Source organism: Atopobium deltae (assembly GCF_001552785.1).
In the GTDB taxonomy this organism is placed as follows: Bacteria; Actinomycetota; Coriobacteriia; order Coriobacteriales; family Atopobiaceae; genus Atopobium; species Atopobium deltae.
In genome coordinates this window covers 34,871-55,289 of the sequence record NZ_KQ959492.1, presented here as the reverse complement: position 1 = coordinate 55,289, position 20,419 = coordinate 34,871, and the positions used below count along the sequence as shown (strand labels likewise).

Annotated in this window: 17 protein-coding genes; 12 read left to right on the top strand and 5 right to left on the bottom strand. The window is 53.5% G+C overall.

The window, feature by feature from the left end:
• The first annotated feature begins 23 nt into the window (after positions 1-23).
• The 4 genes from adhE to HMPREF3192_RS03480 all read left to right on the top strand — a co-directional run bounded on the left by adhE (position 24) and on the right by HMPREF3192_RS03480 (position 4,748).
• Complete coding sequence (gene adhE, locus HMPREF3192_RS03495; RefSeq protein ID WP_066305383.1) at positions 24-2,642, top strand: bifunctional acetaldehyde-CoA/alcohol dehydrogenase; 2,619 nt, start codon at positions 24-26, stop codon at positions 2,640-2,642.
• A gap of 62 nt (positions 2,643-2,704) precedes the next feature.
• Complete coding sequence (locus tag HMPREF3192_RS03490; RefSeq protein ID WP_066305381.1) at positions 2,705-3,466, top strand: phosphotransferase; 762 nt, start codon at positions 2,705-2,707, stop codon at positions 3,464-3,466.
• Positions 3,467-3,526: 60 nt separating this feature from the next.
• Positions 3,527-4,318, top strand: coding sequence for a class I SAM-dependent methyltransferase (locus HMPREF3192_RS03485; protein WP_066305379.1), 792 nt, complete (start codon positions 3,527-3,529; stop codon positions 4,316-4,318).
• Positions 4,319-4,409: 91 nt separating this feature from the next.
• On the top strand, positions 4,410-4,748 hold the full coding sequence (locus HMPREF3192_RS03480) for a cupin domain-containing protein (RefSeq protein ID WP_066305377.1): 339 nt from the start codon (positions 4,410-4,412) through the stop codon (positions 4,746-4,748).
• Between the two features lie 69 nt (positions 4,749-4,817).
• On the opposite strand, the gene HMPREF3192_RS03475 is transcribed toward HMPREF3192_RS03480, so the two are convergent.
• The 3 genes from HMPREF3192_RS03475 to HMPREF3192_RS03465 form a co-directional block, all read right to left on the bottom strand.
• Complete coding sequence (locus HMPREF3192_RS03475) at positions 4,818-5,309, bottom strand: dihydrofolate reductase (protein ID WP_066305375.1); 492 nt, start codon at positions 5,307-5,309, stop codon at positions 4,818-4,820.
• A 15-nt stretch (positions 5,310-5,324) separates the two neighbouring features.
• Positions 5,325-6,173 carry a thymidylate synthase gene (gene thyA, locus HMPREF3192_RS03470; protein ID WP_066305437.1) on the bottom strand — a complete coding sequence of 283 codons (849 nt, stop codon included), beginning with the start codon at positions 6,171-6,173 and terminating at the stop codon, positions 5,325-5,327.
• A 281-nt stretch (positions 6,174-6,454) separates the two neighbouring features.
• Positions 6,455-6,868: a (deoxy)nucleoside triphosphate pyrophosphohydrolase gene (locus HMPREF3192_RS03465; protein WP_066305373.1), complete on the bottom strand. Its 414-nt coding sequence runs from the start codon at positions 6,866-6,868 to the stop codon at positions 6,455-6,457.
• Positions 6,869-7,062: 194 nt separating this feature from the next.
• On the opposite strand from HMPREF3192_RS03465, the gene HMPREF3192_RS03460 reads away from it, so the two are divergent.
• A complete protein-coding gene (locus tag HMPREF3192_RS03460; RefSeq protein WP_066305371.1) occupies positions 7,063-8,346 on the top strand; it encodes an SGNH/GDSL hydrolase family protein in 1,284 nt (427 codons plus the stop codon).
• Between the two features lie 175 nt (positions 8,347-8,521).
• A complete protein-coding gene (locus HMPREF3192_RS03455) occupies positions 8,522-9,763 on the top strand; it encodes a deoxyguanosinetriphosphate triphosphohydrolase family protein (RefSeq protein ID WP_066305436.1) in 1,242 nt (413 codons plus the stop codon).
• Between the two features lie 92 nt (positions 9,764-9,855).
• Here the strand turns inward: HMPREF3192_RS03455 and HMPREF3192_RS03450 are convergent, their stop codons facing one another.
• Both HMPREF3192_RS03450 and HMPREF3192_RS03445 read right to left on the bottom strand, forming a co-directional pair.
• Complete coding sequence (locus tag HMPREF3192_RS03450; RefSeq protein WP_066305369.1) at positions 9,856-11,676, bottom strand: OPT/YSL family transporter; 1,821 nt, start codon at positions 11,674-11,676, stop codon at positions 9,856-9,858.
• A gap of 45 nt (positions 11,677-11,721) precedes the next feature.
• Entirely contained in the window at positions 11,722-12,480 is a 759-nt protein-coding gene (locus tag HMPREF3192_RS03445) for a gamma-glutamyl-gamma-aminobutyrate hydrolase family protein (RefSeq protein WP_066305367.1), read from the bottom strand.
• A gap of 238 nt (positions 12,481-12,718) precedes the next feature.
• On the opposite strand from HMPREF3192_RS03445, the gene HMPREF3192_RS03440 reads away from it, so the two are divergent.
• The 6 genes from HMPREF3192_RS03440 to alaS all read left to right on the top strand — a co-directional run bounded on the left by HMPREF3192_RS03440 (position 12,719) and on the right by alaS (position 20,408).
• Positions 12,719-14,149 (top strand): replication-associated recombination protein A, encoded by a 1,431-nt coding sequence (locus HMPREF3192_RS03440; protein ID WP_082715623.1) that lies wholly within the window; start codon positions 12,719-12,721, stop codon positions 14,147-14,149.
• A gap of 69 nt (positions 14,150-14,218) precedes the next feature.
• A complete protein-coding gene (locus HMPREF3192_RS03435; RefSeq protein ID WP_066305365.1) occupies positions 14,219-14,959 on the top strand; it encodes a DUF948 domain-containing protein in 741 nt (246 codons plus the stop codon).
• Positions 14,949-15,329, top strand: coding sequence for a serine/threonine protein kinase (locus HMPREF3192_RS03430; protein WP_066305362.1), 381 nt, complete (start codon positions 14,949-14,951; stop codon positions 15,327-15,329). Before HMPREF3192_RS03435 ends, HMPREF3192_RS03430 begins: the two co-directional genes overlap by 11 nt.
• Positions 15,319-16,113 carry a SigB/SigF/SigG family RNA polymerase sigma factor gene (locus tag HMPREF3192_RS03425; RefSeq protein ID WP_066305359.1) on the top strand — a complete coding sequence of 265 codons (795 nt, stop codon included), beginning with the start codon at positions 15,319-15,321 and terminating at the stop codon, positions 16,111-16,113. Before HMPREF3192_RS03430 ends, HMPREF3192_RS03425 begins: the two co-directional genes overlap by 11 nt.
• 100 nt (positions 16,114-16,213) lie before the next feature.
• Entirely contained in the window at positions 16,214-17,770 is a 1,557-nt protein-coding gene (locus HMPREF3192_RS03420) for an AI-2E family transporter (protein WP_231723349.1), read from the top strand.
• Positions 17,757-20,408 carry an alanine--tRNA ligase gene (gene alaS / locus HMPREF3192_RS03415; RefSeq protein WP_066305357.1) on the top strand — a complete coding sequence of 884 codons (2,652 nt, stop codon included), beginning with the start codon at positions 17,757-17,759 and terminating at the stop codon, positions 20,406-20,408. Before HMPREF3192_RS03420 ends, alaS begins: the two co-directional genes overlap by 14 nt.
• The last annotated feature ends 11 nt before the right edge of the window (positions 20,409-20,419 follow it).

Here is a 20,419-nt window from a genome sequence, read left to right as displayed (position 1 = left end):
GTCAGGATATGTTGGAGGGAATTATGTCCAAGGCACTGCCACTCATCCAAAGCGTGGACGAGCTTACGAGCCGTCTTGCCGCGATGCGCAAGGCGCAAGAAAAGTTCGCGACGTTTACGCAAGAACAGGTGGACAAGATTTTTTATGCCGCCTCGTTAGCCGCTAACAAGCAGCGCATTCCTCTTGCCAAGCTTGCCGTCGAAGAGACGGGCATGGGCGTCATGGAGGATAAGGTCATTAAAAATCACTACGCTTCTGAGTATATCTACAACAAGTATAAGGACATGAAAACCTGTGGGGTCATCAAAGATGACCCTGCTTTTGGTTATAAGGAAGTCGCCGAGCCCCTTGGTATCGTGGCGGCGGTTATTCCCACAACCAACCCTACGTCAACGGCCATTTTTAAGGCGCTTATCTGCCTCAAAACGCGTAACGCCATTATGATCAGCCCGCATCCTCGCGCTAAAGAGGCAACCATCGCTGCGGCGCGCGTCGTGCGTGAAGCTGCCGAGAAGGCCGGCGCACCCAAGGGTCTTATCGACTGGATCGATCGGCCCTCGCTCGAGCTGACCAACGCTCTGATGCGCACGGCGGACATTATTTTGGCTACGGGCGGACCTGGTATGGTTGCTGCTGCGTATTCTTCTGGTAAGCCCGCCTTGGGCGTTGGCGCAGGTAACACGCCCGCTATTATCGACTCGACTGCCGACATCAAGCTTGCGGTTAACTCCATCATTCACTCTAAGACCTTTGACAACGGCATGATTTGTGCTTCCGAGCAATCGGTCACAATACTGGCCGACGTCTATGACGAGGCATGCGTTGAGTTTGCGCACCGTGGCTGCTACTTTTTGCAGGGCGAGGAGCTCGACCGCGTGCGCAAGACCGTCATCATTAATGGCGCCGTCAATGCAAAAATCGTTGGTCAATCGGCCTACAAGATTGCGCAGCTCGCAGGTGTGGAGGTGCCTCGCTCGACCAAGATTTTGATCGGTGAAGTCACCAGCGTCGACCCCTCCGAGGAGATGGCACACGAAAAGCTGTCGCCTGTGCTTGCCATGTATAAGGCCAAGACTTTTGACGAGGCTCTTGCTAAGGCCGAGCGTCTGGTTGCCGACGGTGGCTACGGTCACACCTCATCGCTGTTCATTAACGTCAACGAGGAAGAAAAGCTCGAAAAGCATCGCAACGCTATGAAAACCTGCCGCATTTTGATCAACACGCCTGCCTCGCAAGGTGGTATCGGCGATTTGTATAACTTCATGATGCCCCCATCACTGACCCTGGGTTGCGGCTCGTGGGGCGGTAATTCGGTGTCGGGTAATGTTGGTCCGCAGCACTTGTTAAACATCAAGTCAGTCGCAGAGAGGCGCGAAAATATGCTTTGGCTTCGTACTCCCGAGAAGGTTTATTTCAAAAAGGGCTGCATGCCCGTTGCGTTGCGCGAGCTCAAAGAGGTCTATGGCAAATCGCGTGCCTTTATTGTCACCGACCAATTCTTGTACAAGAGTGGCTTTACTAAAACTATTGAAAATACCCTCGATGAGCTGGGCATTATTCACACCAGCTTCTGGAGCATCTCGCCCGACCCCAAGCTGCAAGATGCCATTAAGGGCACCGAGCAGCTGCGTGCCTTTGAGCCCGACTGCATCATCGCCATCGGCGGTGGCTCGGCTATGGACGCAGCCAAGATCATGTGGTCTATGTACGAGCACCCCGAGCAGAATTTTGAGGACATGTCCGTTGACTTCATGGATATCCGCAAGCGCATTTACACCTTCCCCAAGCTGGGCACAAAGGCCTTCTTTGTGGCTATTCCCACCTCGTCGGGTACGGGAAGCGAAGTCACACCGTTTGCCATTATCACCGATGCCGAGACGGGCGTAAAATGGCCCATCACTGACTATGAGCTCATGCCCAATATGGCAATCATCGACACCGACAACATGATGACGCAGCCCAAGAGCTTGACGGCTGCCTCGGGCCTGGACGCTTTGACGCACTGCATCGAGTCCTTTGTTTCGGTTATGGCATCCGATTATACGGAAGGCTTGTCTTTGCGTGGTATGAAGCTGATCTTTGAGTATCTGCCTCGCGCATACGATAACCCCAACGATGTAGAGGCTCGTGACCACATGGCCAACGCTTCCTGCATGGCTGGCCTTGCCTTTGCCAACGCCTTCTTGGGCGTGAACCACTCGATGGCGCACAAGCTGGGCGCCTTCCATCACATCCCTCACGGTTTGGCACTTGCCGTGTTGGAGCCACGCATTATTCGCTATAACGCTGCACAGCGCCCTGCAAAGATGGGTACCTTCCCGCAGTACGATCACCCCAAAACCTTCGAGCGCTATGTTGAAGCTGCACGTTTTTGTGGCGTAATGGGTGCTGACGACAACGAGGTCTTCGAAAACTTTATTGCCAAGATTTATGACCTGTGCGATCACGTGGGTGTTAAGCGCACGATTGCCGAATATAACGTTGACGAGCAGTACTTCCTCGACACCCTCGACGATATGTCTGAGCAGTCATTTAACGATCAGTGCACCGCAGCCAACCCGCGCTACCCGCTGATCGAAGAAATTAAGAGCCTGTTTATGGATGCCTATTACGGACGCCCTGCTACGACGTACGAGGATTAGACGCACCCGCACCTAATCTAACCAAAGGATCTTACCCAAAGATCTTGACCCAAGGAGTACCCATGAAACTTTCTGAGTCCAAAAAAGAAATCGTTCGCCGCGTTAATAAAATTGTGTGGGATTGCGGCGACAGCATTGTTAAAGCCTTTAACGAGAAAAAGCCCGCTTCGGACGTGGTAAACGAAGCACTCAACTTGACCCGTGTGAACGAAGCGGGTATTGCTACGCCCAAGCTTCTCGAGGTATCGCCCCTTGATAACGGCTGCTGGGCACTCAAGACCGAGCGTTTTGAGGCACCGACCTTGGCCGAGCTTATGAGCGTCCATCCCGAGAAGACCGAGCAATATTTGAGCGATTTTGTTACCCTGCAGCTCGACATTCAAAGCCACACGGCCCCCTTGCTGCCGCGTCAAAAGGATAAGTTTGCTCGTATGATTAACTCGTTGACGATGCTCAATGCCACGACGCGCTATGACCTGCACATGCTTCTTGACGGCATGCAGCGCCGTCGCCGCATCTGCCACGGAGATTTTAATCCCACCAACGTCTTGGTACTTGACGATGGCAGCTTCGTTATTTTAGACTGGGCACATGCAACACAAGGTACCCCCGCGGCCGATGTTGCTATGACCTACATGCTCTTCTCGTTTGATGACGAGAAACTCGCGAAGTCGTATCTGGATTTGTACTGTGAGCGCGCTGATTTTCCCAAGCAAGTGGTTTACCGCTGGTTCCCCATTGTGGCGGCCGCAGAACTTGCGCGTGATCATCATGAGCACGAAGAAGCATTGCTTTCGTGGATTGATGTTGCCGATTGGCAATAACGCCGTACATAGCATATAGCGCATAAACACCAGGCCGCCTGACATAGAGAGGTGACGCAGATGGCAACACCTGCTTTTGAAGATAAGAACATTGCAACCGTGCCTGGCCACTGGCTTTTGGCTCGCCTTGGCAAACGAGTTTTGCGACCTGGTGGTCTTGCGCTCACGAAAGCGATGCTGAGGCAAGCGCACGTGACTGACGCTGACATTGTTGAGATTGCGCCTGGTATTGGCCGTACGGCGCAAGAAATACTGCAGATGCAACCCAAATCATATCGCGGTATCGACGCCAATCCCGATGCCGTTGCGCTGGTCAACAACATTGTTGCGGCAAAGGGCAGCTGCCAGTTGGGTTGTGCTCAAAAGACTGACCTTGCTTCAAGCAGTGCTGACGTGGTGGTGGGCGAGGCAATGCTTACCATGCAGACGCTGGAAGATAAAAAAGCTATTATTGGCGAGGCTTTTCGCATTTTGCGCCCGGGCGGTCGCTATGCCATCCACGAACTAGGGCTTTTGCCAGACGATATTGACGACGAACTCAAAAAGCATATTCATCAGGATGTGACGCGCGCCATTAAGGTGCAGGCACGCCCCCTCACCACCAGTGAGTGGACGCAATTGTTGGTGAATGCTGGCTTTGTCGTGCGTTTTACGCAGACGGCGCCCATGCTCTTAATGGATCCGCGTCGCAACCTTGCCGACGAGGGCTTTGTGCGCGTGTTGCGCATCCTTAAAAACGCCCTGACCATTCCAGGGGCTTTGTCGCGCGTTAAGCAGATGCGTGCGACTTTTGCACGTTACAAGGACAGTTTGTGTGGCATTGCCTTGGTGGCCGAGAAGCCCAAGAAGTAGGCAAACGAGCCAAGAAGGTCGACGTAAGAGCAAAATCTGCGACCAACACAGACTAACCGAGAAGCCCAAAGCATAAGTGGGAGGAACACTCATGTCAGATATACAGCCAGCTACCGAGTCAAAACCACTGCTCGAAATACTCAAAAACATGCCCACAACAAAAGATGGGATCCTGTCAAAAATACCGCTTCAAACGAAAGCGTTTCAGCTCACACACCTTGCCCTTGCGCAGGGTCAGAGCATTGCGACCCACACATCACCCGATATGGTCGTGGTAACGCTTCTATCGGGCGATCTTCTCTTCACGGTCGACACGACGCAATACCAGATGCACGCAGGGGATAGCATCTATTTGGCGCCTGATGCACCGCACTCGTTGTATGCGAATGCTGATAGCTGTCTTCAGTTGGTTATGATGCACACGGCTTAGCGAGTGATTTTTATCTGGCTGGCTGCGGTCGTCTGTGATCGGCGATCGTGCAGCCAGTCATGCCATAGTTTAGCGCTTACGATAGGTCAAAAAACGAAACTCGATACCCTCATCGGTAATGCCGCCCGGCTCGGTATCAACAAGCTGCCAGGTCGGGTCGGCATCGAGATTCACAAACCAGGCGTCCGCTGGGCGCTGACAAGCGTGCTTAGTGACAATCACTTCGCTGCAGTGGGGTAAAAGCTGCTCGTAGATGCTTTGTCCACCGATGCACCACACCGTTTGCGGGTCATCATCGCGCACAGCCGCGAGCGCTTGCTCGATAGAATGCACCACCTCGACGCCTTCTGGCGCGTAGCTCATGTCTCGCGTGAGTACGATGTTGCGGCGGCGGGGAAGGGGGCTTGCTCCAGGAAAACTTTCGAGCGTGGTGCGCCCCATAATCACGGTGCCATCCGTAGTGTGTGCCACAAAATGTTTCATATCGCTTTTATTACGAATGAGCAGCTGCCCCTTATAGCCAATGGCCCAATCACTGGTAACTGCAACAATTGCCCTCATAATGACACCACAACCTTATATTGCGATAGGAATATTTTTGACCTGTGGGCCATGTTGATAATTTTCGACGATAAGATCGTCGGTGGTGAAGGCATAAAAATCGTCAATTTCGGGATTGAGCGTGACACTGGGCGCAGGGTAGGTAGGACGGGTGATGAGTTCTTTGATGATGGGGATGTGGCGGTCGTAAATATGCGCATCGCTGATGATGTGTACCAGCTGACCTGCCTGCATCTTGCAGGTTTGAGCCACCATCATCAACAAAATGGCATATTGTGCAACATTCCAGTTATTTGCTGCCAAAATGTCCTGGCTTCTCTGCATCAAAAGCATGTTTAAGACGGGTTTGGGATCGTTGGGTCCTTGCGTCACATTGTAGGTTACCGAATATGCGCATGGGTAAAGATGCATTTCCGAGAGATCCGCAAAAGTGTACATATTGGTTATGATACGGCGCGAAAATGGCGTGTGCTTCAGGTCGTACAGTGCCTTATCCATCTGATCCATATCGCCCTCGGGGTAATGGCTTACCTGCGCGATTTGATAGCCATAGGCCTTGCCGATAGAACCAGTCTCGTCGGCCCATTGATCCCAAATGTGTGACTTTAGATCATGAATGTTGTTGGACTTCTTCTGATAGATCCACAGCACCTCGTCCATAGCGCTTTTGAGTGCCGTGCGTCGCAAGGTGAGCGCAGGGAATTCTTCGCGCAAGTCATAGCGATTGCAGACACCAAACTGTTTGATGGTATAGGCAGGCGTACCATCTTCCCAGTGGGGACGGACAAGCTCGCTATTATTTGTAGTACCATGCTCAATAATGTCAGAGCACATCCGAATGAATTGTGTATCTGCCTTACTCATACCATTCCTTTCGTGCTGTTGCGTGTAGTTTGTTGCGCTTGCTGACTCGACGGGTTTATCAATCGTCGAATTAGCTGCTACGTTGTCGACCTTCTCGTCAGACGAAATATATGTGGTGGTTTGTGTGTCAGTCTGTGTATCTGAACTGCGGTTTTGATCACCTATATCATGCCTTTCGTTAGAACATGAACACTCATCATGAGAATATGTACGCTTACCATGAGAATACTCCATATACTCAACATGAGTCATTTTTTATGATACCCATGGACTGTGGGGCCCTAGAGGCATCCTTCAGCAAAGATATGTTCCCATAAAAAGCCCATACTCTTGACAAGATTGACGTTGGCAGCAAGCCAGTCTACAGCGAGTAGCTCGCCACGTTCAAGCCAGCGCAGCTCGGTATGCACGCGCGGCTGGGGCATCTGACCTTCTTTGAGTTCGTAGATAAAACATTCCATCGTGAGGTGAAAATCGGGGTAGTCGTACTCGACAGTGTCGTAGAAAAATCCAGGCCCAAGCTCAACCGAAAGTTCCTCCCGCGCTTCGCGTAGGCAGGCTTGCTCGGCGGTTTCGCCTGGCTCGATTTTTCCGCCAGGAAATTCCCAGCCGCAGAAGCGCTCATCCTCGCGTTTGCAGGCGAGTATGTGCCCTTTATGAACGATAATAGCGCAGCTAATGTGCAGTGTTTTCATGCGATCTCCTCAGACTTTTTTACCTTATAGCCTATCAGTTTTGGGCGGTGCATCGGGTGCCGTGCGCGAAATTTTTCATGTGCGTTTTGTTGAGTCCTGAACGTTTTTGGGGTTTTTACCGCCTACCTTGTTTATTGAAACCTTGCTCATCTCGTACCTTTGTTCAGTTATAGTGTTTGCTAGGAGAGAAGATCATGACGCAGAAGCCTTTGACATATCAGTACGTTGACGGCGCGCCTCACAACGGAGTGCCTCAAAACGATACGTCTCATAACGACGCGTCCCAAAACAGCACGTCCCGCAGCACTGCGCGCCAAAACACCGAACTTCAAAAGGCGTTCGCCCTTGATTTTGTGCAGGGCTGTGTGAGTGTGCAACGCGGCGATGACGGATGGGTTTTACCTGGACGTTTTACCCGTGAGCAGCGAGAAGCGCTCCATAGCTGTGCTGCTTGGCATCCAGGCTTATATCGCGATATGGCTGCCTGCAGTGCAGGGATAGTTGTGGCGTTTCAAACGGATGCGAGTTCTGTCGATCTTGAAGTGCGTCTTCACGAACCAAGCGTAGGAACCAAGCGTTCGTTTGAGCTAATGCAGCAAGCACAAGTTTCACAATCTGGTGATGCGCAACTCGCCATATTTGATGGCTTTTCCTACGAAGTAAATGGCCAGTACAAAGGCATGCTTTTGGCATATGCACAGACGCCTGGCCCTCACACGGCTCATACGCATACCTTGCGTTTAGCGCTCGCCGCATCTGATTTCGCGCATGCCGAGAACCTCCACGATCTCGAAAAGCCTCACGACTCCAGCAAGCTCTTCTCGGTCCGCATATTTTTGCCATCGCTGCAAAGTTGTGAGTTGCGTTATTTGTACGCAAATGGGACTCTTTTGCGTCCTTTGGCAGCTAGACCACAGCTGTTGGTGCTTGGTGACTCCATTACGCAAGGGTTTATCTGCGGTGATCCATCAGATTCGTGGGCTTGCTGCCTTGCAAAAAGTCTTGATTTTGAACTCATAAACCAGGGCGTTGGTGGGCAAGTCTTTATGCCCGAAAGTTTGCCGCAGCCGACGAACGCACCAGTCTCTGGACAAGTCCCTCGAACGCTTGACCTTGCATGCATCGTGGTTTCGTTTGGTGTGAATTATCGCTATGAAGTATATCCCGCTCAAAAAGCTGCTCGCGATGTGAAGCGCTATCTTGCGGGTATTCATGCACGCTGGCCGCAGGTGTCCTGCTTTGTTTTGACACCACTGTGGTATGAGCAGGGACCATTTTCCACGCATCCGCGCAGTTGTATAGCGGACATTCCTGATATCATCCGCAAGGCGGTTGCACCCTATGCACAGATGCAGGTAGTAGATGGTGCAAAGCTGCTCGATCATGATCCTGCACTTTTGGCCGATGGGTTCGAGCACCCCAACGCACAAGGGCATATCTGTATCGCTGAGCACTTGGCCCAGATAATCCGCTCATAACAAGTTTGCGTGCGCAAATTCGCTCGTAATAATTCCGCTCATAATGCGAAAATCCACCCGCGACAAAAGTTGTGTCCGACCCCTGCGCTATGCTGTAAGCGAAAAACATAAGGGAAAGGATTTTCAGATGGCAGCTCAGTCGAAGATGGCAAATCAGTCGAAACTTGCAACACAGATGGATTCCCAGACAACATGCATCAACCCGCTCGCACCGCATATGACGCAGTCGCTCAGTGCTGCAGAAGTGGAGCTTGTCGAGCAATATCAGCACTATAAGCGCTTTAATCCGTATCGCTGCAACGACGACGCGGTTATCCGTCGCGAAAATACTCCGCAGGATGCTGCAACACCTCTGCGCGGTGCGTTCGTGCGCGATGTCGAGAAGATCATGCACACGCAGGCATATAACCGTCTTGCGGGCAAGACGCAGGTCTTCTCGTTTAGACCGCAGGATGATTTTTGCCGTCGCGGTCTCCACGTGCAGCTCGTAGCACGTATTGCCCGTGACATGGGTCGCGCTCTAGGCTTAAACACCGATCTTATCGAAGCCATCGCTCTGGGTCATGATATTGGGCACACGCCCTTCGGTCACGCGGGGGAGTACTTTTTGAACAAGGTATATCACGAGCGTACAGGCCGCTGGTTTTTCCACAACGTGATGAGCGCCCGCGTGCTCGATGTGCTGTACCGCCGTAACATCAGTTTGCAGATGCTCGACGGTGCGCTGTGTCACAACGGCGAGTTTGAACAGCAGGTATTTAAGACCAGCAATCTGCACAGCTTTGAGGAGTTTGACCACATTGTCGAGGCCTGCTGGGCTACGGGCAACGACACGATTTTGCACCTGCGTCCCATGACGCTCGAAGGCTGTATCGTGCGTATTTCCGATATTCTCGCCTATGTTGGCAAGGACCGCCAAGACGCCGTTCGTGCAGGAATTGTTAACGAGAAGACCTTCGATGATGGACTGGGAAGTCGCTACAACACCTGGGCCTTATCGGCGTTTAGCAACGATATCGTGCGCCACAGTTTGGGTTCGACGCAGATTTCGATGAGTGATGAGGCCTTTGCTGAGCTGGCTCGTGCAAAACGCGAAAATTACGAGAAGATTTACCTGACGCACGAGGTGAGCGGGGATCTTTCGAACCGCGTGGATGAGCTGTTCGAGATGCTCTACGAGCAGTGCCTGACTTGGATGCAGCAAGGAGACGAGGAAAATCCGCTGTTTGTGCATCATATTAAGCCGCTCGAGCGCTCGTTGGCATATTACGGCCAGCGCTACGCTTGGCAGGATGATCACGATTTAACGGCCGTAGACTACATTGCCTCCATGACGGATGACTACTTTGTGGCTCTGTGTCAGCATCTTGATCCGAGCTATGCCGAGCGCTTCCCGCACTACAGCTACTTTGCGTAAGCGCGCTGCGCAGGTGTGTTGGTAAGAGCGCTGCACAAGTGCGCTGTGTAGCGGCGTTGTGTAAAGTCCTCGGCGCGCCAGCGTGTTAGCGCTTAGCGAATGAAACTCACCAGGCCGATAAGGGCAATGAGTACACCTACGAGGCTTTCGCCGCCAAGCAGTCCTGACACAAAACCATCGACTTTGGATTTTGGGAGCAGCTTTGTTTTGGAAACAACAAACTTAAGGCTTGCTCCTACGGCCGCTCCACTCGACAAAAAGAAGGGTAGGTAAACGCCAAGTCCGAGGGTCATGACGGGCAGTCCTGTAGCAGCAAGAATGCCACCTAGGATAAGGCCTACGATAAAGCCACCCATATGAGCAATGCCTCCAGCCATGGCAGCAACGTTGGCTGCCTGCACGCAGACAAAGGTCGCTTGTGGTCCAAAGGAGCTCGCACCATACAGATGATACATGCCCATCAACAAGCATGAAGCAACCACGACACCAACCAGAGCACCAACGGTCATGCCAGCCATCTGTGCGCGTGGATTGGTGTTGAGCTTATCGCCAGCCTTTAAATCGTTCATGACGTCTCCGCCAATGCCGCATGCCACAGCAACCACGCAGGCGATAAGGAACAAAAGCTTCATGCTTTGTACTCTAAAGAGGGCCTGTACTAACAAAAGCACCAGCATACCAAAAACTTCCATGGGGTTGATGCCCGTAGTGCCCGTCAGCCACGCCGAAAGATAAATGCAAAACCAGGTTGCTACCACTGCGACGGTACTTGCAACAATATCGAGCCTCAGACCTGTGCAGATAAGCGCCACGGCAAGCGCACTAAAAAGAGCAATGCGATTGAGACCACAGTTCAGGCGACGTGCCTTGGGCGATAGTTGTGCGTCGCATGTCTGTGCCGCGCCGTCGGCTGCGTCGTCGGCTGCGTCGTCGGGCTGGCCGCTAATCTTTTCGTCAGCTGATGCCGACTGCATAGCCTCCACCGCCGCCTGCTTCTTTTTGTGGGCAAGCACCGAATGAATGATTGTGCCTGCACCCGCACCCAACATCAGGCCAAGTCCGCAGCTCATGCGCATATCGAGTGCCTGCTGCAGCGTCACAAGCCCAAGATGGGGGAGCAGCCCCACAATACCAAAATGGCCAATAAGCGCACCTAAAAACCAAACGGCTGTTGGTACAACGCCGACCGAGAAGCCCAGTGCGATGCTCAAAGGAGAATTAAAAATGCCGAGCGCCACGCCTTTGAGCGCGCTGCTCGCAAACAAAATGTTGGGAAACAGGTGAAACACATCACGCACAGCCGCGTAGAGGCCCGAAAACCCAAGACCCCAAAAGAGCGCGGGAGCATCAGCAGCCTCGTTGTCGCCCACGGCTACAAGGGTATCGGCAGCAGCCGAGCCAATGGGGAAGACGAGCTTTTTATTGCAAATAAAATACGGTTGCAACGCTTGGCAGGCGATAAGACCCACTAGGGTTCCTGCAAGTGCTGCGATAAGAACCTCATGGAGCTGTAAGTCTTGTCCAATACCCATAATCCACAGGCCAGGGATGGTAAACGCAAGCCCTCCTGCGATCATTGATCCTGCACTCATGGCGGCGTGCATCACGTTGGCTTCGTGCAGGTTATGCGAGCGGAAAAGTTTGAGCGCCAAAACCGACACAATGGCCGCAAACGAAATGGGCCACGGAAGCATGCCCATGCGCAGCGCAATAAACAGCGAACTTGCGGTAAGAATGGCTGAACCTATCGCGCCAATAATGAGCGAGCGTGTGGTAAGGGCAGAAGATCCTGCACCAGGCGTGCGCGGCGTACCAGACGCGCGCAGTGCATCAGACGTGCTAGACGCGGCGGACGGATGAGCATCGGGCGTATGCACGCCAGACGCTTGCGCATCGGATGAATATGTGGGCATGGCTACCTTCCTAAAATTCCTTGCACGCCTCTCTTGCGTGTTTTGCTATGTTCGGCGACTACGCTCGCGCGCTGCGTTAACAAATGCTTCAAAAAGTTGTGGCTGTGTCCCCAATACTTCGGGGTGCCATTGTACACCAATCACAAAGGGTTTATCGTCAACTTCCAGCGCTTCGGGGGTCTTATCGTCAGCCCAACCCACAAAGCGAATGCCACAACCAGGCGTACTTACCGCCTGATGATGGTGAGAGTTAACCGCAAGCTGCGTGGTACCAAAGATTTGTGCAAGCTTGCTGGAAGCCTCCAGCGTGACGTGGTGAGCGGGCTTATCGTAAGGCTCTACGTTGTGATGCTTGGCGCTGGCCGAAAGTCCTGGCTGCTCGGACAAATCGCGTACCATGCGCCCTGCTTGTGCGATATTCAGCAGCTGCATGCCGCGGCAAATGCCTAGAATGGGAAGATTCTGCTCGTAAGCGCGCTTGCACAACGCGCCTTCAAATGTATCGCGTACAGGGCAGGTGTCGACCAGCTCAGCATGGCTGTAGGACTCGTAAACACTTCCACCAAAAGAGTTGGCGTCGATGTCACCACCGCCTGTCAGCAACAACCCATCAATGCGCTCAAGATAGGCATTCACGTGCATATCCAGCAGAGATGCGTCTTTGTGCAGCGTTTCTATCAGGGGGAAAATCAAAGGGATGCCACCAGCGTTGGCGATATATTGAGCATACTGCTTATTAATGGTGTTTTGTCCTGTTATCTCGCAATGAGAGGTAATACCAATAATCGGTGCAGTAAATGACATGCTCAACGACTCCTTTTCGCGTAGTGATGTATAGTGTGCGAACCTTGCGTGAACTTTAGCGCGGCCGAGAAGTTCGTGTGGTCGCAAGCCCGCGCAACCCCGTAAGGTTTAACTTAGTAGCATAAGACATGGTTGAGCGCCACAACAAAGAAACTACATCTTTTAACCTTTTTGAGATAAACGTTAAAACTTGCAGCAGTTCCCCACCGCCGCTATGCTGGTGCGTTACACTAGCTATATGGATACTTTATTTTCGAATGCACACCGTGCACTCGCGCAAAAAAATGCCCCTCTTGCTGTGCGTATGCGTCCAACGACGCTTGATGATTTTGTTGGTCAGACGTCTGCGGTAGGACCCGGTTCATGGTTGCGTCGTGCTATCGAGCATGATGTCTTATCGTCAGTCATTTTGTACGGCCCTGCGGGCACGGGCAAAACGACCCTTGCGCGCATTATTGCGGCGCACACGCAGGCAACGTTTGTCGAGCTTTCGGCCATTACGGGCACGGTAAAGGATATCCGCCAAGAAATCGAGCAGGCGCAATCGCGGCTCTATTCGTATGGCAAGCGAACCATTTTATTCATTGACGAAATTCACCGCTTTAGTCGCTCTCAGCAGGACGCGCTGCTGGCAGCTGTCGAGAATCGCATCGTGGTACTCATCGGTGCCACGACCGAAAACCCGTACTTCGAGGTAAATCAGGCGCTGCTTTCCCGCTCGCGAGTGGTTGAGTTTACGCCGCTTCCCGACGAGGCCATCGCCGCGCTTCTTGATCGCGCCCTTGCCGATAAGAATGGTCTTGCGGGACGTTTTGCGCTTGATGACGAGGCACGGCAGACCTTGATCCGCATTGCTGCTGGCGACGCGCGTTTTGCGTTAACGACGCTTGAGTTGGCTAGCCAGCTGGCACAGCCAAGCGCAGCTGATGCTGCCGAGAAGCCCGGCGACAACTCCGATGACAACCCCAGCGATCTTCTCGCCAACGCGCAAGCCACTGTGTGCCATATCACCACCGAGCATGTGCAGGACGCAAGCCCTCATACGCAGCTTTCCTACGATAAAGCGGGGGACATGCATTATGACTGCATTTCGGCGTTCATCAAGTCCATGCGCGGCAGCGATCCCGATGCAACCCTGTACTGGCTCGCGCGCATGATCGATGCAGGTGAAGACCCCAAATTTATTGCTCGTCGCATTATGATTGCCGCTTCGGAAGATATTGGCAACGCCGATCCAAGAGCGCTGCTTGTGGCCCATGCGGCGTTCAAAGCAGCCGAGGTCATTGGCTATCCCGAGTGTCGCATTAATTTGGCACAGGCGGCATTATATAACGCGCTTGCCCCCAAGTCGCACGCCGCCGAGGCGGGCATTGATGCGGCGCTCAACGAGGTTCGGCACGGACCCTTGCGAGAAGTTCCTGCGCATTTGCGAGATCGTCATCGCCCTGGGTCAGACAGCTATGGACCTTACAAATATCCGCACGATTATCCTGACGGATGGGTTTGGCAACAGTATTTGCCCGATGGGCTCAAGCTAGGGGCTTTCTTCGAGTCCTCGCCTCGTGGATGGGAAGCGCTCAGGCAGCAAGAAGCGCAGCGTTATCACCGCGCGCCTGATTTTGGTGCCGGTCCAGGCGCTCATGTCAACTCCGATACTGAGGCTCGATGAGCTGTGCGTAAGGCGGGCGTTGTGGGTACAATGACTAGCAATGAGATTCGTTAGTGAAAGGTTGACCATATGTCACCACTTGAAATGTCACCACTCGAAATTGCATTAATCGTACTGATCGTTGCTGGCATCTGGGCCGTCATTGAGCTGGCCTTCACGATGCGCTCTTCTCGCAAATCGCTGCGGGATATTTCTGTAGCCGTGACCGAGACAGCCGAGGAGGTCAAACCCGTTGTGCAAAAGCTAGACGGGGTGGTCGATGAGCTCCAGCAGGCTTCGAAGCAGCTCGAGCCGCTGCTCGATAAGACCTCGACAGCGGTCGATGCATTGACGGTTACCTTGGTTCGAGCGGACGAAATCCTGGAGGACGTCTCGACGGTGACCTCGACGGGCGCCCAGCTTTCTGGCACGGTCAACAAACTAGGTGCCCGCGCCGCTTCGGGTGTTTCGGGTCTGTTCGAAAAGATTAGCAGCTCGGCTAAGCAGGGCTTCGACTCGGCAAAACAAGGTTTTGATCATGTGCTGCAGGCAACGTCGGGTGTAACGCCGACAGGTGCTGCTTCCGCTACGCCTGCCGAGAAGACCAACGAGACGACGCCAGCCGCATCCGCTGCACCTGGCGCCGCAGCGACACCGACCCCCGCCACGCCTCCTCAAACCGAGAAATCGCATTACTTCACCTACCCGAGCACCGAGAGCACTGTAGGCGCGAGCACCCCGCGCGCGAACTTCTCGGCAACGATAGATACGACAGCGGAGGACTCGGCAACGGCGAATCAAGCCAATATAAAGGAGAACCATGAGTTGTAATGTTGTTAGCTTAAGCGTGCCTGCGCAATCGCGTTTTGCGCGCTGCGTTCGTATGACAGCTGCAAATTTGGCCGTTGTTATCAACATGGACGTGGACGATGTCGAAGATTTGCGCATGGCCGCAGAAGAGGGCTTTGTCTACGCCTGCGCCACAGGTGCTTCGTTGTGTGAAATTACCTTTACGCTCGCGCCACAATCTGTGAGCATCGATTTTTCGTTGGGCGACGTACATCACGCCGACGATGATGCGCTGCAGTACGCTGACCTGCTCTTATCGGCCATCTGTGATGAATACGCTATTGACGAAGATCATAAGCAGCTGCACCTTATGAAGTGCTCGAGCTGTGTAGGCGGTGCCAATGCCAACTAGTACAAGACGCTCGTCAACACGGCGCTCGTCGCACAAGCTCGCATGGGATAAGCAACGCACCCACGAGCTTTTTGTGCGCTATAAGCATCACAACGATGAAGACGCCCGCGAGCAGCTCATTGTGAATCACCTTAACTTGGTGCGCTTTTTGGCTGCCAAGTTTAAGAACCGCGGAGAACCCCTCGACGACCTAATCCAAGTGGGCACCGTTGGTCTTATTAAGGCCATCGACCGCTTTGACCTTTCGCGTGGACTAGAATTTACGACTTTCGCAACCCCCACCGTCATGGGAGAAATCAAGCGTCACTTTCGTGATAAGGGCTGGTCAGTGCGTGTGCCGCGCCGCTTGCAGGAGCTTTCGGCTAAGGTCAGCCAGGCTACGGAGGCCTTAACCAAAAGCTTGCAGAGAAGCCCGTCGGTTGAGGAAATCGCCGAGTACTTGGATACGTCCGTCGACGAAGTGCTGGAAGCTATGGAATCCAGCAGCGCCTACAGTGCTATTCCTCTGGAGACGACCTCCTTGGATGACGACGAAGCGCCTTCGGTGATCGATAAGTACGCCAGCGAGGACACTGCGCTTGCGATGGCGGACGACCGCATGGTCATCGAGCAAACGATCCGCGATTTTTCTCCGCGTGAGCAGGAAGTGATTCGTATGCGTTTTGTTGATGGCCTCACGCAAGCAGAAATTGCTGATAAACTTGGCATTTCGCAGGTACAGGTGTCTCGTCTGCTTCGTCGTACACTCAAAAAAATTCAGGAGAAGATCGAGCCACACATTTAGGTTTCGCCTGGCGACGCTTCCGCTACCGAGAAGACCGACCTGACGAGAAGAGCAAGCCACAAGCAACACACGAACCAGAACGAAAAAAGAAGGGTGACTGGTGAGCACAACAACCAAGAGCACAGACGCGCGGGTGAAGAGTTCAAACGCCGCGAGCCAAAACGCAAGCGCCGCGAGTCAAAACGGCGCCAACGCCACACCCGCAAGCGCAAACAACGCTAGCCCAAGCAGCGATAGCGCCGCTGCACAGGCGAATCGTCACCTGCGTGTCCAGCGCGTGGGTATACGAATTTGGACGATCATTGGCGCACTCGTGCTTTTGTTTGTGGCTTTCATGATACTCAGTAAGCTTTGGCCTGCCGTGCAGCTCTTGTTGTGGGGCGGCATCATTGGTTTTATCTGCAGCCCTGTTACGAACTGGCTCGAAGACCATAAGGTTCCGCGCGGTCTAGCAGCCTTTGTGTCGCTTGGTTTAGTGCTCGGAGTGATCATATTTGTCCTTACGCTGCTGTTGCCACCATTTATAGAAGAAATTCTCAACCTGCTGCGTGCGATGCCGCGCTATTTGTACACCTTGCAGGGGATGTTTCACTCCTTTATGAACCAGCATCAAACGATTGCTGGCACCGACGTGCAAGTCATTATTTCACAGAGCGTCAATTCGTTTTCGAACGTGCTTTCGAATTCGGCAAGCGAGCTTGCGGGTCGTTTGTCGGGCGGCATTGTCACGAATATTGTGGGAACCTTGACCGATATCTTTATCATGTTTTTAGGTCTGGTTGCTGCGTATTGGTTTGCCAAAGACTATCCAACCATCGTGCACGAGCTCTCTGTTTTGGCAGGTCCTCGCCACCAAGAAAGCATGACGATGTTCTTTGCTGTTATGAGTCGTGCTATGGGCGGCTACATGCGCGGCATCGTCATCACGGCGTTCTTTGGCGGCCTTTTGAGCTACCTTGGATTCACCTTTATTGGCCACCCCTATGCGGGACTTATGGGCATCACGGTGGGAGTGTTGCACTTCATTCCCGTTATTGGTCCGTGGATTGGTGCGTCTTTGGCAGCCTTGCTGGCCCTCTTTACAAACTACCACCTTGCTGGATTTTCTCTGTTGGCCTCATTTGTTGCGCAAAATCTTACTGACAACCTGGTATCGCCGCTGGTCATGCAGTCGTCCGTCAAGGTGCACCCCATTATGTCGCTGACTGCCATCATGATTGGTAATGCTTTGGGTGGCGTGCTGGGTATGATTTTGGCCATACCCTTATCGGCAGCTATTAAAGGTATTTTTGTTTATGGCTTCGAGCGGCGCACACATCGCCAGTTAGTTTCGTATAATGGTGCACTGTTTAAGTCCACGCCATTTCACGATGCAACGGGCGCAATTCTGCCATCGTTTGATGCCTTGGATGACGATAATTTCTTCGAGCATTCGCGTCTTGTTCCACGAGTCGAGAATCTTGAGGTTACCCCCGAAGCACCCCCCGAGGACATGCTTCCGACGATCGCCGATGTTGTGCGCAAGTACAATGAGCAGCGTACGGAGCCATTCTTCAAGGTGGGCGTGCACCACGTGACGCGAGTAAAGCGTCCTGCACACGATACAAACGAAACTGATAAGCATACAAGCACTGAGGAGCACTATGACAACGTCTGAGTATAAAACAATGACAACTGCCGAGATCCGCGAGCAGTTTTTACGTTTTTTTGAATCGAAGGGCTGCAAGCTGTATCCAAGCTCATCGCTCATCCCGGACGACCCATCTTTGCTCCTTGCCAACGCGGGCATGAACCAGTTTAAGGAGTATTACCAGGGCACCAAGACAATGCGCGAAATCGGCGCGACCTCTTGTCAAAAGTGCCTGCGTACCAACGATATCGAGAATATTGGCGATGCGCGTCACCTTTCCTTCTTCGAGATGCTCGGCAACTTCTCCTTCGGTGGCTACACCAAAGGAGACGCAATTGCTTGGGCCTACGAATTTATCACCAGCCCACAATACCTGGGTCTTCCCAAGGACCGCCTCTACATGACGGTCTATGAGGATGACGACGAGGCCATTGAGCTGTGGCATGACCAGGGCATTGCCTACGACCACATCTCGCGCCTCGGGGAAGAGGACAACTTCTGGGCAGCTGGCCCCACTGGCCCCTGCGGTCCGTGCTCCGAGATCTACTTTGACCAGGGTCCCGAGTTTGATGGCGAGAAGCCCGGCGATGATGGCGACCGCTATCTTGAGTTCTGGAACCTCGTCTTTACGCAGTACGATCGCCAGGAGGACGGCTCGATGCCCGACTTGCCGCATCGCAACATCGATACGGGCATGGGTCTGGAGCGTATTGCGGCTATCATGCAGCACAAAGGATCGAACTACGAGGGCGACGTTCTACGTAGTCTCATTGGTGTAGGCGAAAAGCTCGCTTGCGTGGTCTACCAGCAGGATCCTGCTGTTGATAAGAGCCTGCGCATTTTGGCGGACCACTCCCGCGCCGTTTCCTTCATGATCGGCGACGGCATTTTGCCCTCCAACGAAGGACGAGGCTATGTATTGCGCCGCCTGCTTCGTCGCGCCGTGTATCACGGCCGTTTGTTGGGCATCACCGACAAATTTTTGACGACCTACTTCCACGAGGTCAAGCGTCTACTGGGCGATGTGTACACCGCACTTGTTGACAACCAAGCACTTATCGACGGTATTATCACCGCCGAAGAGCAGCGTTTCTCGGCCACGCTCGATGCGGGCGAGAAGAACCTCCAAGCCGAGCTCGCTAAACTCAGCGTCAAGCAAACCCTTCCTGGTGACGTTGCCTTTAAATTACATGACACCTACGGGTTCCCCATTGACCTGACCTGCGAAATTGCTCTGGAAGCGGGTCACGAGGTCGACATGGATACCTTTAAGCAAAAGATGGAAGAGCAACGCGAGCTCGCTCGCAAGACGGCACATCACGATGCTTGGGGCAAAGCCAACAACATTTGGGTTGCACTATCCGACGAGCTCGAGCGTTGTGTCTTTGAGGGCTACGAGCACAATGTCATCAACGATGCACACGTCATGGCGTTGGTCGTCAATGGCGAGCGCATTGATTCTGCTGGCGCAGGTACCGAGCTCGAGCTGGTGCTTGACAGAACGCCGTTTTATGCCGAGAAGGGCGGTCAGATTGGCGACACGGGCAAAATTGTGGGCCCCGCATTTTGCATGGATGTCATCGATACCAAGAATAGAGGCGACGGTCTTATCGCCCATATTGGTGTGGTGCGCGAGGGTACCGTTGGCGTAGGAACACAGGTAGAAGCACGTATTGATCTGGGTCGCCGTGAACTTATCCGCCGCAATCACACCGCGACGCATCTGCTCGACGCAACGCTTATTAAGGTGTTGGGCGATCACGTAAGCCAGGCGGGTTCGCTTGTCGCTCCTGATCGTTTGCGCTTTGACTTTACTCACTTTGAGGCGTTGACGCCCGATCAGATTGCCCGCATTGAGGGCATGGTCAACGCCGAAATTATCGCAGCTCACAAGGTTGTTACCAAGATCATGAGCTACAACGAGGCCAAAAATACAGGCGCGATTGCGCTATTTGGCGAGAAGTACGAGGATGTCGTGCGCGTGGTCTCGACCGACGAGGCTGACGTGCCCTTCTCGCGCGAACTCTGCGGTGGCACGCATGTGCGCAACACCTCCGAGATTGGCCTCTTCAAGATTATTTCCGAGTCGTCGATCGGCTCGAATACTCGTCGTATTGAGGCGGTGACCTCGGCAGGTGCCGTCGAGTACGTGGACGAGCGACTCGAGGAGCTTGGTGAAATCGCCGCAGCTCTGAAGTGTCAGCCTTCCGAGATCACCACACGCATCGCGATGCTGCAGCAGGAAGTACATAGCGCGCATCAGCGTATTGGGGCGCTGATGAGTGGAGCTGCCTCCGATGTGGTAGGCACGGTCTTATCGCAGGCAATCGACACGGGTGCTTATCGCTGTGCGGTTGCGAAGCTCGAGGGTATTTCCGCTAAAGAGCTGCGTAACGTCTGGGATGGCATTCGCAATTCTGCTGGTCAAGCACCTATCGCTTGCGTACTTGCTTCTGCGACGCCCGAGGGCACGGTTGCTCTTTTGGCTGCTGCAACGGACGACTGCGTCAAAGCAGGTTTTGCAGCAGGGGATATCGTGCGCGCTGTGGCGCAGAAGGTCGACGGCCGCGGTGGCGGCAGGCCAAACATGGCGCAAGCTGGCGGCAAAAATGTGGCGGGCATTGATGACGCTTTGGCGCTTGCTCGCGACATGCTCACGAAGTAGTTGCACATGGC